The following is a 15,164-nucleotide window of genomic DNA, read 5'->3' as shown; positions in this document are numbered from 1 at the left end:
CGGTGCCCTCGTGCCCGCGCGCCTCGGTGTGTTCGCGAGGAGAGGACGAGCGCGGGAATGCGCATCAAGAAGCGCGACGGATCACTCGAACCGGTCGACGTGACCAGGATCGTGCGTGCGGTCGAAGGCTGTTCCGGCGGGCTCGCCGACGTCGAGCCGCTCCGGGTCGCCACCAGGACCATCAGCGGCCTGTACGACGGCGCCACCACCGCCGAACTCGACCGTCTGTCGATCCAGACCGCCGCCGAGATGATCGGCGAGGAGCCGCAGTACTCCCGGCTGGCCGCACGGTTGCTGGCGGCGTACATCACCAAAGAGGTGGACGCCGACACGTTCAGCCAGTCGATCAAGGAAGGCCACGCCCTCGGCCTGATCGGCGACCCCACCGCCGCCTTCGTGGCCGACCACGCCGACCTGCTCGACGCCGTGGTCGACCCGGCCAACGATCACCGCTTCGAATACTTCGGTCTCAGAACCGTGTACGACCGCTACCTGCTCCGCCACCCCCAGACGCGGTTGCCCGTCGAGACCCCCCAGTTCTGGCTCCTCCGGGTCGCCTGCGGCCTCGCCCAGACCCCCGAGGAAGCGGTCGAGCTCTACCGCCTGATGTCGTCGCTGGCCTATCTGCCCAGCTCGCCGACGCTGTTCAACTCGGGCACCGGGCACACCCAGATGTCGTCGTGCTACCTGGTCGACTCTCCCCGCGACGAACTCGGCTCGATCTACGACCGGTACGCCCAGGTCGCCCACCTGTCGAAGTTCGCCGGCGGCATCGGCATCTCCTGGTCGCGGGTCCGGTCGAGGGGCGCCCTGATCAAGGGCACCAACGGCCACTCGAACGGGATCGTCCCGTTCCTGCGCACCCTCGACGCCTCGGTGGCGGCGGTGAACCAGGGCGGCCGCCGCAAGGGCGCCGCGTGCGTCTACCTGGAGCCCTGGCACCCCGACGTCGAGGAGTTCCTGGAGCTCAAGGACAACACCGGCGAGGACGCCCGCCGCACCCACAACCTCAACCTGGCCAACTGGATCCCCGACGAGTTCATGCGCCGCGTCGAGGCCGACCAGACGTGGTCGCTGTTCGACCCCAACGACCTGCCCGAACTGCCCGACCTGTGGGGCGACGCCTTCGACGAGGTCTACCGGAAGGCCGAGGCCGACGGCCGCGCGGTCCGCCAGATCCGCGCCCGCGACCTGTACGCCAAGATGATGCGCACCCTGGCCCAGACCGGCAACGGCTGGATGACCTTCAAGGACGTCTCCAACCGCACCTGCAACCAGGCCGCCGAGCCGCAGAACGTGGTGCACCTGTCGAACCTGTGCACCGAGATCATCGAGGTCTCCAACGACGAGGAGACCGCGGTCTGCAACCTGGGCTCCGTCAACCTGGCCGCCCACCTGGCCGACGGCGGCATCGACTGGGCCAAGCTGCGCCGGACCGTGAGAACGGCGGTCGTCTTCCTCGACCGCGTGATCGACATCAACTACTACCCGACCCAGCAGGCCGCGGCGAGCAACCCCCGCTGGCGCCCGGTCGGCCTCGGCCTGATGGGCCTCCAGGACGTCTTCTTCGCCCTGAAGCTCCCCTTCGACTCCCTTGAGGCCCGCGAGCTCAGCACGAAGATCTCCGAGGAGATCTACCTCGCCGCCCTCGACACCTCGGCCGACCTCGCGGCCGAGCACGGCCCGCACCCGGCGTACCGGGAGACCTGGGCCGCGCGCGGAAAACTCCAGCCCGACCTGCACGGCCTCAGCCCCGAGTGGACCGCGCTCCGCGCGAAGATCGCCGAGCACGGCCTGCGCAACTCGCTGCTGATCGCCATCGCCCCCACCGCGACCATCGCCTCCATCGCGGGCTGCTACGAGTGCGTCGAACCCCAGGTCTCCAACCTGTTCAAGCGCGAGACCCTGAGCGGCGAGTTCCTCCAGATCAACAACGCCCTCGTCGCCGAACTCAAGACCCGGGGTCTGTGGACGGAGCCCGTCCGCACCGCCATCCGCCAGGCCGAGGGCTCGGTGCAGGGCCTGGGCGAGCTGCCGGACGACGTGCGCCGGCTGTTCCGCACCGCCTGGGAGCTCCCGCAGCGCGCGCTCATCGACATGGGGGCGGCGCGGGCTCCGTACATCGACCAGAGCCAGTCGCTCAACCTGTTCATGGCCAGCCCGACCATCGACAAGCTGTCGTCGATGTACCTCTACGCGTGGAAGTCGGGCCTGAAAACCACGTACTACCTGCGCTCGCGCCCCGCGACGCGCATCCAGCAGGCGACCGTCCCGGTCCTGACCCCTGCGGAAGTCTGCTCCCTGGAGAACCCCGAGTCCTGTGAGGCGTGCCAGTAATGCTGCTCGACCCCGGCATGAGCCTGACCCTGCGCCCGATGCGCTACCCGGCGTTCTTCGAGCGCTACCGCGACGCGATCAAGAACACCTGGCACGTCGAGGAGGTCGACCTCCACTCCGACCTCGCCGACCTGAAGAAGCTCTCCGACGCCGAACGCCACCTGGTCTCACGATTGGTGGCCTTCTTCGCCACGGGTGACACCATCGTCGCCAACAACCTGGTGCTCAACCTCTACCAGCACGTCAACGCCCCCGAAGCGCGCCTCTACCTGTCGCGGCAGCTCTTCGAAGAGGCCGTCCACGTGCAGTTCTACCTGAACCTGCTCGACACCTACGTCCCCGACGAGCAGGAGCGTTTCGAGGCCTTCGCCGCCGTCGAGAACATCCCGTCGATCAGCCGCAAGGCGGACTTCTGCTTCCGCTGGATCGACTCGCTCGGCGACCTCAAGACCCTGGAGACGAAGGACGACCGCCGCGCCTTCCTGCTCAACCTCATCTGCTTCGCCGCGTGCATCGAGGGCCTGTTCTTCTACGGCGCCTTCGCGTACGTCTACTTCCTGCGCTCCCGCGGCCTGCTCAACGGCCTGGCCTCGGGCACGAACTGGGTCTTCCGCGACGAGTCGATGCACATGGCGTTCGCCTTCGACGTCGTCGAGGTCGCCCGCGCCGAGGAACCCGACCTGTTCGACGACAAGCTCGTCGCCCAGGTGAAGGACATGCTCGCCGAGGCCGTCGACTGCGAGGCCCAGTTCGCCGAAGACCTGCTCGGCCAGGGCGTGTCGGGAATGTCCCCCACCGACATGCGCAGCTACCTGGAACATGTCGCCGACCGCCGCCTCGCCCAGCTCGGCATCCCACCCCTGTACGGCTCCCGGAACCCCTTCGCTTTCATGGAGCTCCAGGACGTGCAGGAATTGGCCAACTTCTTCGAACGCAAGGTCTCCGCCTACCAGGTAGGCGTCACGGGAACGGTCAGCTTCGACGCCGACTTCTGACACAAGGACGCCTTAAAGACCCGCACCTCACGACCCCAATCCGGGCCGCCGTCCCTCGACATCCACGTCACGGGCGTGATGACGATGGAAGTACCGCTATGCCAAAAGGGAGATCCTCATGGACAAGAGGAGAGTGGCGGCGGCCTGCGCGGGACTCGTCGGAGCAGGCGCCTTGGTGCTCGGACCCGTGGCCACGTCGGCCGGTGCGGCGGTCTTGCCGACCGGGACGACGCCCATGGCGGCGACGTCGCACCATGACCCGCCCCATGGCCATCACAACGACCACCACAACGATCATCATCACCACGACCACCACAACCATCACAACGATCATCACCACCACCACTGAGGCGGTGGGTCAGTGTGCGCGGCGATTCTCAGCCGCGCACACTCATGCGTGCCTCGCCCACCGTCACCCCGTTCGCCGACACCGTCACCGGTGACAGGTCGACCGACGTCACCTCGGGGAGGGTCGCGACCAGGCGCCCGACCTTCGTCAGCAGGTCGCCCAGGGCGGTCGTGTCGGCCCGGGGGTGGTGGCGGTAGCCGTACAGGAGCGGGGAACAGCGCAGGTCGGCGATCATCTCGGCGGCGGCGTCCGGCCCCAGCGGCGGGACCCGGTACGCGCGGTCCCCGGCCAGGTCGGCGACGACCCCGCCATAACCGAGCACCACGAGTGGGCCGGTCACCGGGTCGTTGACGCCGCGCACGACCATCTCCACCCCGTCGCCGGAGTCGAGCGTGATGCCGAAGTGGGCGAGCAGGCGCGGTGTGTCGTGGACGAGCTCACGCGCGGCCGGATCGTCGGGGACCGACGTCCACTCGGGCGCGGTGCTCCGCCACTCGACATAGGCCGCCACCCGGGACAGCGCCCGGACCGCCTGCTCCGGATAGGCGTAACACGGCACCCGTCCCCCGACCAGCCCGTCCTGACCGAGCACGCACGCCAGCGTCGTCACGTGACGCTCGGCCGCCAGCACGGTCTTCCAGGCGGTGCCCAGGTCGGAGCCGAAGGGCGCCACCACCAGACACGCGTCGGCGTCGGACTCGGGGCCGCAGGGGAGCAACTGCGTCAGGGCGTCGGCGTGCAGCACGTCGCCGCTGATCGACACCCGCCGCCCGGCCGGGAGCGGCTGGTAGGCCAGCAGCCTGACCGTGTCGACCAGGTCGCGCAGCCCATCGACCAGGATCACGCCGGTGGCGCGGGCGAGGGCGGTCAGTTCCGGCGTGATCCCGGCGGGCGTGAAGACCACGATCGGCTTGCGGCGGCTGACCCGCGCCGCCACCTGCGCGAACTCCCTGGGGTCGCCCAGCGAGTCGACGACGATGACGGTCGTGACCGGGTCGTCTCCCCAGTGGGTCAGCATCTCGGCGTCGTCGGCCCGGACGTACGAACAGACCGGCAGCACGTCGACGAGCGCCGCCAGGACCGCCTCCGACCGTGACAGTACGGCCACCTCACCAGGTATGGAATCCACGCCATCAGGCTGCCCGCGTCAAGATTTGCGAAGTAGGGCCGGACGACTCAGCCCGATAGGACCAAAGTCACACCAGTTGGTAGCACAATGTCATCATGGCTCACCCCCTCGTGCCGAGCATGCGTCTTGACGAGCTCCTTTCGGAGCTCCAGACCCGGCTCGAGGCGGTGCTGGCCACCCGCGACCGGGTCCACGCGCTGCTCGAAGCCGTGGTCCTCATCGGCAGCGACCTCCAGCTCGAGATCGTGCTCGGCCGGATCGTCGAGACCGCCGCCCGGCTGGTCGACGCCACCTACGGCGCGCTCGGCGTGGTGGGCGAAGAGTCGACGCTGCTGGAGTTCATCCCGGTCGGGCTGAGCGAGGCCGAGATCGCCCGCATCGAACACTGGCCCCACGGCCTCGGGCTGCTGGGCTTGCTCATCAAGGAGCCGAAGCCGCTGCGCATGGCGCGGATCTCCGACCACCCCGACTCCTACGGCTTCCCGCCCGGCCACCCGCCGATGGGCAGCTTCCTCGGGGTGCCGCTGCGGGTGCGCGACGAGGTCTTCGGCAACCTCTACCTGACCGAGAAGCGCGGCGGCGCCGAGTTCGACGAGGAGGACCAGGCGGTCGTCACCGCGCTGGCCACGGCGGCCGGCGTCGCGATCGAGAACGCCCGCCTGTTCGAGGAGACCCGCCGCCGCGAGATGTGGCTCCAGGCGTCGTCCGAGGTGACCACGAGCCTGTTGTCGGGGGCCGGGCCGCAGGAGGTGCTCACCCACGTCGTCGGCCGGGCCCGCGAGATGACCGACGCCGACGTCGCGGTGCTCCGCTTCGGCAACGGCACCGAGATCGCCGACGGCGACATGTCCGCCTTGGTCGACGACGACGCGGCGCAGTCGGCGTCGATCCCGCTGGGCCGGGTGGGCTCGGTCCGCGCGGTGCTGGAGATCGGCAAGCGGCCGGGCCGGTTACCCTTCACGCCGTCGCTGCTGCGCATGCTGAGCGCCTTCGCCGACCAGGCCTCGATAGCCCTGGAACTGGCCGAGGCCAGAGAAGACGCCGAGCGCCTGGGCCTGCTGGAAGACCGCCACCGCATCGCCAAAGACCTGCACGACGTCGTCATCCAGCGGTTGTTCGCCACGGCCATGACACTGATGAGCACCGTCCGCCTCGTCGACCACCCCGAGGCCGCGACCCGGGTCAGGCACACCATCGACGAACTCGACGAGACGATCCGGCAGATCCGCTCCACCATCTTCGCCCTGCAGTCACCGGCCACCATGGGCGAGCAGACCCTGCGCGCCCACATCGTCGAACTGGTCGAGGGCGCCCGCGGTCACCTGGGCTTCATGCCGGGCCTGCGGATGGAGGGCTGGCTCGACAACGTCGTGACCGACGCGGTCGCCGAACAGCTCCTCGCCGTCCTGCGCGAGGCTCTTTCCAATCTTGTACGCCATGCGAAGGCCACCAAGGCCGAAGTGGTGGCCGAGGTGACCGGCGGCAGGCTGACCCTGATCGTCCAGGACGACGGCGTCGGCATCCCCGAACAAGGACGCCGCAGCGGCCTGCGTAATTTGGAGGAGCGGGCGACCCTGCTGGGCGGTTCGTTCTCGATCGGCGCGGCCAACGGCTGGAACACCCGCCTGGCCTGGAGCGTCCCGGTCAGTTGATGCGACGCCCCGAGACCTCTTCGGCCGACAGCGTCACGAAGTGGTCGAAGGCCGACGGCGCCCACGGCTGGAGCGGCAGCGCGGCCAGCCGCGCGACCTCCTCGGGGTCGGTCACTCCACGGGCGTGCCCGAGCACGGTCACCGACCATCCGGTTCCGGTGGTCTTGTCGATGTCGTCGATCTCGAACGCCACCACGGAGTCGCGGGTCGCCGCGGCCAGACGGGAGCCGATGGCGGTCCTGATGACGACGGTCTCCCCGTCGAGTACGTAGTTGACCGGCTGGACGGCGGGCAGCGCCCGGTGCGTGAACACGAGGCGCCCGATAGGAGTGATCGCCAGCAGACGCAGGCACTCCTCCCGGGACAGCACCGAGAGTCCGGCCGAATCAGTTCTCATGAAGTGAGTTTGGCCTGGGGTCACATTTCGCCCGTAGGGACTTAAGTCCCCTTTAATCTCGCCGATCTGCCCTCATCCGCGCCGCCAGCGCCGCCGCCTGCGTCCGGCGCTGCATGTTCAGCTTCGCGAGCAGGTTCGAGACGTAGTTCTTGACGGTCTTCTCGGCCAGATACATCCGCTCGCCGATCTGCCGGTTCGTCAGCCCCTCGCCGATCAGTTCCAGGATCGTGCGTTCCTGGTCGGACAGGGCGGCCAGCGGGTCGGTGCGCCCGGCCTGGTCGCGCAGCCGGTGCAGCATCGACGCGGTGGTCTGCGGGTCGAGCAGCGACTGCCCGGCCGCGACCGTGCGGACCGCGCCGACCAGGTCGGAGCCGTGGATCTGCTTCAGCACGTATCCGGCCGCCCCCGCCATCACGGCCTCGAAGAGGGCGTCGTCGTCGGCGTAGGAGGTGAGCATCAGGCAGGCCAGGCCGGGCACCTGGCTGCGGACCTCGCGGCACACCTTGACGCCGTCGCCGTCGGGCAGGCGGACGTCCAGGATCGCGACGTCGGGCCGCAGGGCGGGGATGCGCGCACCGGCCGCCGCGGCCGTACCGGCCTCGCCGACGACCTCGATGTCGTCCTCCGACTCCAGCAGCGCCGCAACTCCACGCCGCACGACCTCGTGGTCGTCGAGCAGGAAGACACGAATCATGGGACGAATCTAGGTAGCGGAAGTCTCCAAGGGAAGAGGCCTTCGGCACTCTTGACGTCAAGTGAACTTGATGAAGGACGCTGGGCCCATGGACATCGAGGAGATCACCCGGATCGTCGCCACCGTCGAGCACGCCCAGTGCAATGAACTGGTCGACGAGTTCGTCGCCCTCTTCCGGCCCGACGCCATCTGGACCACCGGCCACGGCCGCCGCCTGTTCGGCCGCGACGAGATCGCCGATTTCACCCGGAAGGTGCTCCCGGGCGGGATGAAGGACCTGTCGGTGACCTTCGAGATCGAGCACGTCCTGTTCCTGCGCCCCGACGTCGCGGCGGTGAAGGTCGTGCAGCAGTACCGCACGCCGGAGGGCGAACCGGAGGGGAAACCGGGCTCGCCGATGTGGGTGATGACCAAAGAGGACGGCCGGTGGCTGCTGGCCGCCTGCCAGAACACCGAGGTGCGCTAGGAGTTGAGGCGGTGGAACTCGAAGCTCAGGGCGGTGAGATACACCGTCCAGGCGATGAAGGGGAGCAACAGCAGGGCCGCCATCTTGCTGTCGCGCCAGTAGACGAAGAAGCCCACGACGAGGAGCCCGAGGAAGAGCGCCGCGTCGACCGCGGCCAGGAAGTGGAGCCGCAGCCCGAGTGAGAGCGGCGCCCAGGCGGCGTAGGCGGCGAGCTGGGCCACCCACCACCACAGGGCGAACGGCCGGGCCTCCTCGTACCAGAGCAGCCCCGCGATCAGCGCCATCGTGAGTGACAGGAACGCGAAGGCCGGCCCGTGCAGCCAGATGGGCAGCTCGAACGGTGGTCGCTGCAGCTCCGCCAGCCCCGGCCGCGAGTTGATCGAGATCAGCCGGTTGTCCATCGCCGTGGCGAACACGGCGAGCAGCGCGAGCGCCAGCCCCGGCCAGCGCCGGAGCCAGTGGGTGCGCTGATATTCACTCATAGTGACACCGTAACCGCCCGTAAAACGGCCTGGCCGGAGCCAGGCCGTTCCACGGCTAGGCGATCGTGCAGGCGCTCCCGTTCAGGGTGAAAGCGCTCGGACGTGCGGTGTTACCGGTGTGGTTGGCGTTGAACCCGAACGACTGGGTGCCGTTCACGGGGATCGTCGGGTTGTAGGCCATGTTGCGCGCCGTGACGCTCCCGCTGGTCGGCGAGACGGTGGCGTTCCACGCCGAGGTGACCGTCTGACCCGAGGGCAACGTGAACGCCAGGTTCCACGTGTTGATCGGGCTGGTCCCGGTGTTGGTGATCGTCACACTCGCGGTCAGCCCGGTGTTCCAGGGATTGACCGTGTACGCCACCCGGCACGGCCCACCCGGAGGAGGCGTCGGCGTGGGAGTCGGGCTCGGCGTGGGCGTCGGCGACGGAGAAGGCGTGGGCGACGGGGACGGTGTCGGGCTGGGCGAGGGAGAAGGCGACGGCGACGGCTGGGTGCCGTCCAGGCCGAAGAAGGTGATCGCCATCGCGGCCTGACCCGACTGCGGCAGGTTGTGCCCGACGCCCTGGAGGCTGATCGCCTCGACCTGGGTGCCGTAGCGGGTCCGCGTCCACCCGGACCGCGGCGTGTCCGTCGAGGTCGGCGTCTGCGACAGCCCATGGACGTTGGTCCACTGCTTGATCTGTTCCTGGAAGTTCGGGTAGCGCAGCGTGGTGTCCGCGGTGCCGTGCCAGATCTGCATGCGCGGCCGCTGGCCGGTGTAGCCCGGGTAGGCCCCGCGCACCAGGTCACCCCACGCCTGCGGGGTCCGGACGATCGTCCCGTTGGCGCACTCGCTGTTCCACGTCGACCCGCCCGTCGTGGCGAAGCACGCGAACGGCACCCCCATGAACGACGCCCCGGCCCGGAACACGTCAGGGTAGTCGCCGAGCAGGACGTTCGTCATCATGCCGCCGGAGGAGGCCCCCGCCGCGAAGACCCGGTTCGGGTCCACGTTGTAGCGCGACTTCACGTAGTTGACCATCGACACGATGCCCACGGGGTCGCTGTTGCCGTTGTGGGTGAGCGCGCCGGAGGTGTAGACGTCGAAGCACTGCCCGCTGCGGGTGGCCGACGGGTAGATCACGATGAACCCGTAGCGGTCGGCGAGGGAGGCGAACTCCGTGCCCGAGTAGAAGGCAGGGCCCGTCCCGGTGCAGTAATGCACCGCCACCAGGATCGCCGGGCGCTGGGCGACGTTGTCGGGCACGTACAGATGCATGCGAAGGTTGGTGGGGTTGGTGCCGAAATTGGTCACCTCGACGAGCGAGGCCGCCTGAGCCGGCCGCAGGGGTATCAGCCCCGCCGCCAGGATCAAGATGGCGACCAGGAGTCGTTTCATGCTCTCCTCCGAACGATCGAAATATTCCGGAGAATGACCCGAAATATTTCAGAAGGCAATCTTCGCGAGGAGGGGCAACGTCCCACCTGGGACGGGTTATGAAAGTTTCGGACCGGCCGTCAATTCGCTGCTTATCTGATTAGTATGCATGTTCGATCTAAGGGGTGTGTCGGCGGTGGCCTGGTATTAGGCTGGCCATATGGCTCATTGGGACGCGAGGGAACGTGCCGCGATCGTCGCGTCGCTTCGCCGCGTCTCCTCGGAGCGGAACCGGTGCGAACTCGTCCAGCGGGTCACCGAAGAGGGGTCGGCCCGGTCGTTCCTGCGGGAGTGTCTCGGCCAGGCAGACCTGTTCGCCGATCCCGTCGACGTCGCCCTGGAAGAGGCGCTGCTCGCCATCTCGTCCTGGGAAGACGAAGGCATCCAGGTTCTCACGATGGGCGACGAGGCCTACCCTCACCGGCTGCGCGACGTCTTCGACCGGCCACCCGTGCTCTTCGCCCACGGCACGGTCCGGGCAGACGACCGGGGCGTGGCGGTGGTCGGTTCCCGCCATGTCTCCGATGATGGCCGTAAAGCCGCCACCGAACTGGCCGCCCGGCTGGTGAGCCGAGGGCTGACGGTCGTTTCCGGCCTGGCGTCCGGAGTGGACACGGCGGCGCACACCGGCGCCCTCGAAGCCGGTGGCCGCACGGTCGCAGTCATCGGCACCGGCGTCCGACACGTCTATCCGCCGGAGAATCGCGGCCTGCACCAGACGATCGCCGAGAACGGCGCGGTCTTCTCCCAGTTCTGGCCCGACGAGCGGGCCAGCAAGCTCACCTTTCCCCTGCGCAACGGAACCATGTCGGGCTATGCCATGGCAACGATCATCATCGAGGCCGGTGAACGAAGCGGAACCAGGATTCAGGCGCGCAAAGCCGTCGAACACGGCCGGCCCGTGATCCTCATGGCCCCGGTGGTCCACCGCACGAGCTGGGGCCGGGAAATGACCGATCGCCCAGATGTTCATGTCGCGAACACGGTCGATGAGGCGCTCGGGATCGTCGAGACCATATTGAACCGCCACAACGAGATCGAGCGGTTCATTCTCGAGGCCCTCGCCCAGTGACGACGCCACCGTTCCGCGATGTCATCCGGAGCCGGCTGGGCGCCATCATGCGCAACCCGATACGCCTGCCGAACGTCACCTGCGCGGTCTGCACGGTCCCGATCGAGGATCGTTACACCCTGTGCTACCGATGCAGTCAGGACAGCAAGGGGCCCGTTCCGGTGGCCCGGCGTGTGGTGCCGCTCACCTACGCCTTCAGCGGCCATCAGTCGAACACCGACATGCATCACTACAAAGATCCGATGCCGGAATGGTTCCGGCCGCAGAACCCGTCCTTCCAACGGGTCCAGCTCCTGCTGCTCGGCTTCACGGTCACCCACGCCGGGTGTCTCGACCGAGTCGGCAGCCGACCCGTCACGCGGTTGACGTCGGTGCCGTCCTTAGGCGGGCGCACCGGTCTACACCCCCTGGGCGGGCTCCGCGAGGTCCTGCCGAAACGCTGGCGCAGGTTCGATCTGCTGCCCCGAACCGGCATCCCCGCCGAAGAGCGACGCCTGGTCCGCCCCGACCACTTCGTCTTAGCCGACCCGTCCGAGGTGGCCGGGTACCACGTGGTCGTTCTTGAGGACACTTGGGTCCAAGGAGGTCATGCCCAGTCGGCCGCGGCGACCATCCTGCAGGCCGGTGCGGCGGAGGTGACCATCCTCGTCATAGCCCGCCGGATCGGTGACCAGGCGGGTCGTTCGCTGATCGAGCGACTGCTCAGCGCGTCTCTGCGCCGCGCGGTGGAGTACAACGTGGACATCTGCCCGGTCACCGGCGGTGCGTGCCCGCCCGCCAGTCGATAGCGTCGATCTCATGCGGCTTCACGTTGGATGCGCTCAGTGGAACCACAAGTCGTGGCAGCCCCAGCTCCCGCAGGGGGAGCGCCTGGAGGCGTACGCGACCTGGTGCAACGCCGTCGAGGGCAACACGACCTTCTACGCCGTCCCGTCGCGGGAGACGGTCGAATCGTGGGCGCGGCAGACCGGTCCCGACTTCCGGCTGCTGGTCAAACTCCCCAAGACCATCACCCACGAACGCCACCTCCAGAACGCCGCTGACGACCTGCGTTCCTTCCTCCACGTCATGGAGCCGCTCGGCCCCCGCAACCACGCTCTGTGGATCCAGCTCCCCGGCGGTTTCGGCCCCGCCGACCTCGGCACCCTGGCCGCCTTCCTCAGGGGGCTGCCGGTAGGTCACCGCTATGCCGTCGAGGTCCGCCACCGCGCCTTCTTCGACGACGACCGCGCCATTTCCGCGTTGGAGAAGGTCCTGGCCTCCAGAGAGGCCGAATGGGTCCCCTTCGACACCACCGTCCTGTTCGAGCGGCCCCCGACCTCCGACGCCGAGCGCGAGGCCTGGACGCGCAAGCCGCGCATGCCCAGGCGAGACCGCGCCCTGACCGGCCACCCCCTCATCCGCTACCTCGGCCGTGACGACGCCGACCGGACGGTCGAGGGCTGGGCCTTCTGGGTCGAGAAGACGGTCGAATGGCTGAAGGAGGGGCGCTCGCCGACGATGTTCGTGCACACCCCCGACAACACTCAGGCGCTCACGCTGGCCCGCCGCTTCCACGACGAGGTCAGGGCCCGGCTCCCTCAGGTCGAGCCGCTGCCGGAACCGCCGGAGGTCGAGCCGCTGACGCTGTTCTAGCGGCCCTTCCTGAACCGCGACGGCGCGATCCCGAAGCGGCCGGTGAACGCCTGCCGCAGCGACTCGGCCCGGCCGAAGCCGGTGCGCTGGGCGATCACGGCCATCGTCAGGTCGGTGGTCTCCAGCAGCCGGGCCGCCGCCTCCAGCCTTGCCTCGCGCACGTACCGGGCCGGGGCGAGGCCCAGGTGCTTCACGAACAGGCGGGTCAGGTGGCGTTCGCTGGTGCCGATCCGGCGGGCGAGGGCGGGGGTCGACAGGTCCTCGCACAGGTTGGCGCCGATGAAGCCGGTCAGCGTGCTCAGCGGGCCGTCGGGGGCGGGCGGTTTGACGAACATGCTCATCTGGGCCTGGTTGCCGGGGCGCTGGAGGTAGGTGACCAGGTGCCGGGAGGTCATCCGGGCCACCTCGGCGCCGTGGTCCTCCTCGATGAAGGCCAGCGTGAGGTCGAGCGCGGCGGTCACCCCGGCCGAGGTGGCGAGCGCGCCGTCGCGGATGAAGATCGGGTCGGGGTCGACCGTGATCTGCGGGTGGCGGGCGGCCAGGCGGGGCGCGTCCTGCCAGTGGGTGGTGGCCCGGCGGCCGTCGAGCAGGCCGGTCTCGGCCAGGATCGAGGCGCCCGTGCAGACCGAGGCGACCCGGCGGCTGACCTTCGCGAGCCGCCGGAAGTGGGCGATCAGCACGGGGTTGGCGGCGGCGTCGTCGCAGCCGATGCCGCCCACCACGATGAGCGTGTCGAGCGGTCCGGTCTCGTGTTCGAGGGTGGCCTGGGCGGCCAGCGTCAGGCCGCTCGCGCAGATGATCGGACGGCCGCCGGGGGTCGCGAACACGACGTCGTAGGGAGGCGCGGCGCCGAAGACGTTGGCCATGATCAGAGTGCTGGTCACGCTGGCGATGTCCAGTAACTCGGCGGCGGGATACCCGACCACCACGACTCTCCGCATGACAGCAGACTAAGAGCCCAGAATTCCGGACACATTGGTCTTCCGGCGTAGGTTCGGCTCCTTCTCGCGGACCATTCTCGACCGCATGGACTGGAAACGATTCGCCCTGCACTACCTGGAAATGGTCGTCGCGATGTTCGCCGGGATGTTCCTGCTCGGCCTGGTCACCGGCCGCTGGGACCTCGGCCCCGAGGCCGGATATCTCGTCATGGCGACCAACATGTCGATCGGCATGGCCGTCGTCATGCTCTTACGACGTCATTCCTGGCCGCGCACCCTGGAGATGTGCGCGGCCATGTACCTGCCGGCCGTCGTGGCGTTCCCGCTGTTCTGGGCCGGTGCGATCGACGAACACGGGCTGATGATGGTCACCCACGTGATCATGTTCCCGCTCATGCTGGCCGTGATGCTGTGGCGCCGCGAAGAGTACGCCCACGCCCACCACTAGACCTTCTCCTGCCGGGGCAGGACGACCTCCCTGATCACCAGCAGGATCGCGGCGGCCAGCGGGATGCCCAGCAGCGCGCCGACCACACCGAGCAGCGCGCCGCCGAGCAGCGCCCCGATGATGGTCGCGATCGGCGGCACGTCCACCGACGACTTGAAAACCCTCGGCGAGATCACGTAGTTCTCGATCTGCTGGTAGATCACGAAGAAGATCACGCACGCGATGCCGATCGGCAGCGAGGTCAGGAACCCCACCAGCGAGGCCACCACGGCCCCGATGACCGCGCCGACCATCGGGATCAGGTCGGTGATCGCCACGAAGATCGCCAGCGCCAGGGCGTAGGGGACTCCGGCGATGACCAGGAAGATGTACGTCACCACGCCCGCGATCAGCGAGATGATCAGGTTGCCGCCGACGTATCCGCCGATCTGCCGGATCACCTCGTCGACCAGCAGCCTGACCCGGTCGCGCCGCGACCTCGGCACCAGCCGGTAGCCCGACTCCTTGATCGAGTTGAGCGACCCGAGGAAGTAGAGCGTCAGCACCAGCACCGTCAGGAAGCTGAACACGGCGCTGATCACCACCCCGGCCACGCCCAGGATCCCGCCGAACAGCGAGGTGGCCAGGTCGCCGCTGGTCAGATACTCCTGGAGCTTGGCCAGAACCTGATACTCCTGGTCGAGCGACCGGATGAGCGGGTGGTTCTGCAGTTGCTGTACGAGATTCGGCACGTCCTGCACGAATCCGGAGGTCTGCTCGGTGAGCGCCGGCACGATCGAGACCGCGAAGATCGCGAAGAACACGATCACCCCGGCGAACACGATGGTGATCGCCCACAGGCGTGAGAGACCCCGCCCGTGCAGCCACTCGACGGCCGGGTTGAGCCCGATCGCCAGGAACAGCGACACCACGATCAGCACGAGCACCGACCCGGCGGCGGCCACCATCTGCACCAGCCACCAGGCGGTCAGCACGCCGAACGCGGCGACCAGCCCGAACATGAACGGGCTGTTGCCCATGGGCTTGCCGGGACGGCCGAAGGGCAGCTTGTGCTCGCCCGAGTGGTCGGGCTTCGGCGTCTGCGGAGGCTCGGCCGTGGCGCCGATGGGGGCGTGTGCGATGGGCACCTCAGTGCCCGAAGAAACGGATT

At 68.6% G+C, this 15,164-nt stretch carries 16 protein-coding genes; 9 read left to right on the top strand and 7 right to left on the bottom strand.

What is annotated here, in order from left to right; all coding sequences use genetic code 11:
• Positions 1 to 57: 57 nt before the first annotated feature.
• The 3 genes from ACYQ78_RS14255 to ACYQ78_RS14245 all read left to right on the top strand — a co-directional run bounded on the left by ACYQ78_RS14255 (position 58) and on the right by ACYQ78_RS14245 (position 3,681).
• Positions 58 to 2,337 (top strand): ribonucleoside-diphosphate reductase subunit alpha, encoded by a 2,280-nt coding sequence (locus ACYQ78_RS14255; RefSeq protein ID WP_459801288.1) that lies wholly within the window; start codon positions 58 to 60, stop codon positions 2,335 to 2,337.
• Complete coding sequence (locus ACYQ78_RS14250) at positions 2,337 to 3,332, top strand: ribonucleotide-diphosphate reductase subunit beta (RefSeq protein ID WP_459801773.1); 996 nt, start codon at positions 2,337 to 2,339, stop codon at positions 3,330 to 3,332. The genes ACYQ78_RS14255 and ACYQ78_RS14250 overlap by 1 nt, the downstream gene beginning before the upstream one ends.
• 118 nt (positions 3,333 to 3,450) lie before the next feature.
• Positions 3,451 to 3,681: a hypothetical protein gene (locus ACYQ78_RS14245; RefSeq protein ID WP_459801287.1), complete on the top strand. Its 231-nt coding sequence runs from the start codon at positions 3,451 to 3,453 to the stop codon at positions 3,679 to 3,681.
• Positions 3,682 to 3,709: 28 nt separating this feature from the next.
• Here the strand turns inward: ACYQ78_RS14245 and ACYQ78_RS14240 are convergent, their stop codons facing one another.
• A complete protein-coding gene (locus tag ACYQ78_RS14240) occupies positions 3,710 to 4,810 on the bottom strand; it encodes an acetate--CoA ligase family protein (RefSeq protein ID WP_459801286.1) in 1,101 nt (366 codons plus the stop codon).
• Between the two features lie 95 nt (positions 4,811 to 4,905).
• On the opposite strand from ACYQ78_RS14240, the gene ACYQ78_RS14235 reads away from it, so the two are divergent.
• The gene (locus ACYQ78_RS14235; RefSeq protein ID WP_459801285.1) at positions 4,906 to 6,462 is read left to right on the top strand and encodes a GAF domain-containing sensor histidine kinase; all 1,557 of its coding nucleotides are present in this window, start codon (positions 4,906 to 4,908) and stop codon (positions 6,460 to 6,462) included.
• On the opposite strand, the gene ACYQ78_RS14230 is transcribed toward ACYQ78_RS14235, so the two are convergent.
• The gene (locus ACYQ78_RS14230; protein WP_459801284.1) at positions 6,455 to 6,859 is read right to left on the bottom strand and encodes a pyridoxamine 5'-phosphate oxidase family protein; all 405 of its coding nucleotides are present in this window, start codon (positions 6,857 to 6,859) and stop codon (positions 6,455 to 6,457) included. The genes ACYQ78_RS14235 and ACYQ78_RS14230 overlap by 8 nt on opposite strands.
• 52 nt (positions 6,860 to 6,911) lie before the next feature.
• Positions 6,912 to 7,553, bottom strand: coding sequence for a response regulator (locus tag ACYQ78_RS14225; protein WP_459801283.1), 642 nt, complete (start codon positions 7,551 to 7,553; stop codon positions 6,912 to 6,914).
• Positions 7,554 to 7,623: 70 nt separating this feature from the next.
• On the opposite strand from ACYQ78_RS14225, the gene ACYQ78_RS14220 reads away from it, so the two are divergent.
• The gene (locus ACYQ78_RS14220) at positions 7,624 to 8,019 is read left to right on the top strand and encodes an SgcJ/EcaC family oxidoreductase (protein WP_459801282.1); all 396 of its coding nucleotides are present in this window, start codon (positions 7,624 to 7,626) and stop codon (positions 8,017 to 8,019) included.
• On the opposite strand, the gene ACYQ78_RS14215 is transcribed toward ACYQ78_RS14220, so the two are convergent.
• Together ACYQ78_RS14215 and ACYQ78_RS14210 are read right to left on the bottom strand one after the other, a co-directional pair.
• Positions 8,016 to 8,501: a tryptophan-rich sensory protein gene (locus tag ACYQ78_RS14215; RefSeq protein ID WP_459801281.1), complete on the bottom strand. Its 486-nt coding sequence runs from the start codon at positions 8,499 to 8,501 to the stop codon at positions 8,016 to 8,018. The two genes, ACYQ78_RS14220 and ACYQ78_RS14215, sit on opposite strands and share 4 nt — an antisense overlap.
• A gap of 55 nt (positions 8,502 to 8,556) precedes the next feature.
• Entirely contained in the window at positions 8,557 to 9,879 is a 1,323-nt protein-coding gene (locus tag ACYQ78_RS14210; RefSeq protein ID WP_459801280.1) for an extracellular catalytic domain type 1 short-chain-length polyhydroxyalkanoate depolymerase, read from the bottom strand.
• A 199-nt stretch (positions 9,880 to 10,078) separates the two neighbouring features.
• Between ACYQ78_RS14210 and ACYQ78_RS14205 the strand changes: the two genes are divergently transcribed.
• From ACYQ78_RS14205 to ACYQ78_RS14195, 3 genes are read left to right on the top strand one after another with little or no spacing between them, the layout of a single operon-like run.
• Positions 10,079 to 10,990 (top strand): DNA-processing protein DprA, encoded by a 912-nt coding sequence (locus ACYQ78_RS14205; protein WP_459801279.1) that lies wholly within the window; start codon positions 10,079 to 10,081, stop codon positions 10,988 to 10,990.
• A gap of 47 nt (positions 10,991 to 11,037) precedes the next feature.
• The gene (locus tag ACYQ78_RS14200; protein WP_459801278.1) at positions 11,038 to 11,778 is read left to right on the top strand and encodes a hypothetical protein; all 741 of its coding nucleotides are present in this window, start codon (positions 11,038 to 11,040) and stop codon (positions 11,776 to 11,778) included.
• A 10-nt stretch (positions 11,779 to 11,788) separates the two neighbouring features.
• Entirely contained in the window at positions 11,789 to 12,625 is an 837-nt protein-coding gene (locus tag ACYQ78_RS14195; protein ID WP_459801277.1) for a DUF72 domain-containing protein, read from the top strand.
• On the opposite strand, the gene ACYQ78_RS14190 is transcribed toward ACYQ78_RS14195, so the two are convergent.
• Complete coding sequence (locus ACYQ78_RS14190) at positions 12,622 to 13,566, bottom strand: GlxA family transcriptional regulator (RefSeq protein ID WP_459801276.1); 945 nt, start codon at positions 13,564 to 13,566, stop codon at positions 12,622 to 12,624. The two genes, ACYQ78_RS14195 and ACYQ78_RS14190, sit on opposite strands and share 4 nt — an antisense overlap.
• 85 nt (positions 13,567 to 13,651) lie before the next feature.
• On the opposite strand from ACYQ78_RS14190, the gene ACYQ78_RS14185 reads away from it, so the two are divergent.
• Positions 13,652 to 14,014 (top strand): hypothetical protein, encoded by a 363-nt coding sequence (locus ACYQ78_RS14185; RefSeq protein ID WP_459801275.1) that lies wholly within the window; start codon positions 13,652 to 13,654, stop codon positions 14,012 to 14,014.
• On the opposite strand, the gene ACYQ78_RS14180 is transcribed toward ACYQ78_RS14185, so the two are convergent.
• A complete protein-coding gene (locus ACYQ78_RS14180) occupies positions 14,011 to 15,141 on the bottom strand; it encodes an AI-2E family transporter (RefSeq protein WP_459801274.1) in 1,131 nt (376 codons plus the stop codon). The genes ACYQ78_RS14185 and ACYQ78_RS14180 overlap by 4 nt on opposite strands.
• Positions 15,142 to 15,164 lie beyond the last annotated feature (23 nt).

The organism is Herbidospora sp. RD11066 (genome assembly GCF_054661255.1).
This window is presented reverse-complemented; position numbering and strand designations above follow the sequence as displayed.

Bases quoted from the DNA above. Each gene is read 5' to 3' on its own strand.
- ACYQ78_RS14255 (WP_459801288.1), top strand. From the start codon at position 58: ATGCGCATCAAGAAGCGCGACGGATCACTCGAACCGGTCGACGTGACC.
- ACYQ78_RS14250 (WP_459801773.1), top strand. From the start codon at position 2,337: ATGCTGCTCGACCCCGGCATGAGCCTGACCCTGCGCCCGATGCGCTAC.
- ACYQ78_RS14245 (WP_459801287.1), top strand. From the start codon at position 3,451: ATGGACAAGAGGAGAGTGGCGGCGGCCTGCGCGGGACTCGTCGGAGCA.
- ACYQ78_RS14235 (WP_459801285.1), top strand. From the start codon at position 4,906: ATGGCTCACCCCCTCGTGCCGAGCATGCGTCTTGACGAGCTCCTTTCG.
- ACYQ78_RS14230 (WP_459801284.1), bottom strand. From the start codon at position 6,859: ATGAGAACTGATTCGGCCGGACTCTCGGTGCTGTCCCGGGAGGAGTGC.
- ACYQ78_RS14225 (WP_459801283.1), bottom strand. From the start codon at position 7,553: ATGATTCGTGTCTTCCTGCTCGACGACCACGAGGTCGTGCGGCGTGGA.
- ACYQ78_RS14220 (WP_459801282.1), top strand. From the start codon at position 7,624: ATGAAGGACGCTGGGCCCATGGACATCGAGGAGATCACCCGGATCGTC.
- ACYQ78_RS14215 (WP_459801281.1), bottom strand. From the start codon at position 8,501: ATGAGTGAATATCAGCGCACCCACTGGCTCCGGCGCTGGCCGGGGCTG.
- ACYQ78_RS14210 (WP_459801280.1), bottom strand. From the start codon at position 9,879: ATGAAACGACTCCTGGTCGCCATCTTGATCCTGGCGGCGGGGCTGATA.
- ACYQ78_RS14205 (WP_459801279.1), top strand. From the start codon at position 10,079: ATGGCTCATTGGGACGCGAGGGAACGTGCCGCGATCGTCGCGTCGCTT.
- ACYQ78_RS14200 (WP_459801278.1), top strand. From the start codon at position 11,038: ATGCGCAACCCGATACGCCTGCCGAACGTCACCTGCGCGGTCTGCACG.
- ACYQ78_RS14195 (WP_459801277.1), top strand. From the start codon at position 11,789: ATGCGGCTTCACGTTGGATGCGCTCAGTGGAACCACAAGTCGTGGCAG.
- ACYQ78_RS14190 (WP_459801276.1), bottom strand. From the start codon at position 13,566: ATGCGGAGAGTCGTGGTGGTCGGGTATCCCGCCGCCGAGTTACTGGAC.
- ACYQ78_RS14185 (WP_459801275.1), top strand. From the start codon at position 13,652: ATGGACTGGAAACGATTCGCCCTGCACTACCTGGAAATGGTCGTCGCG.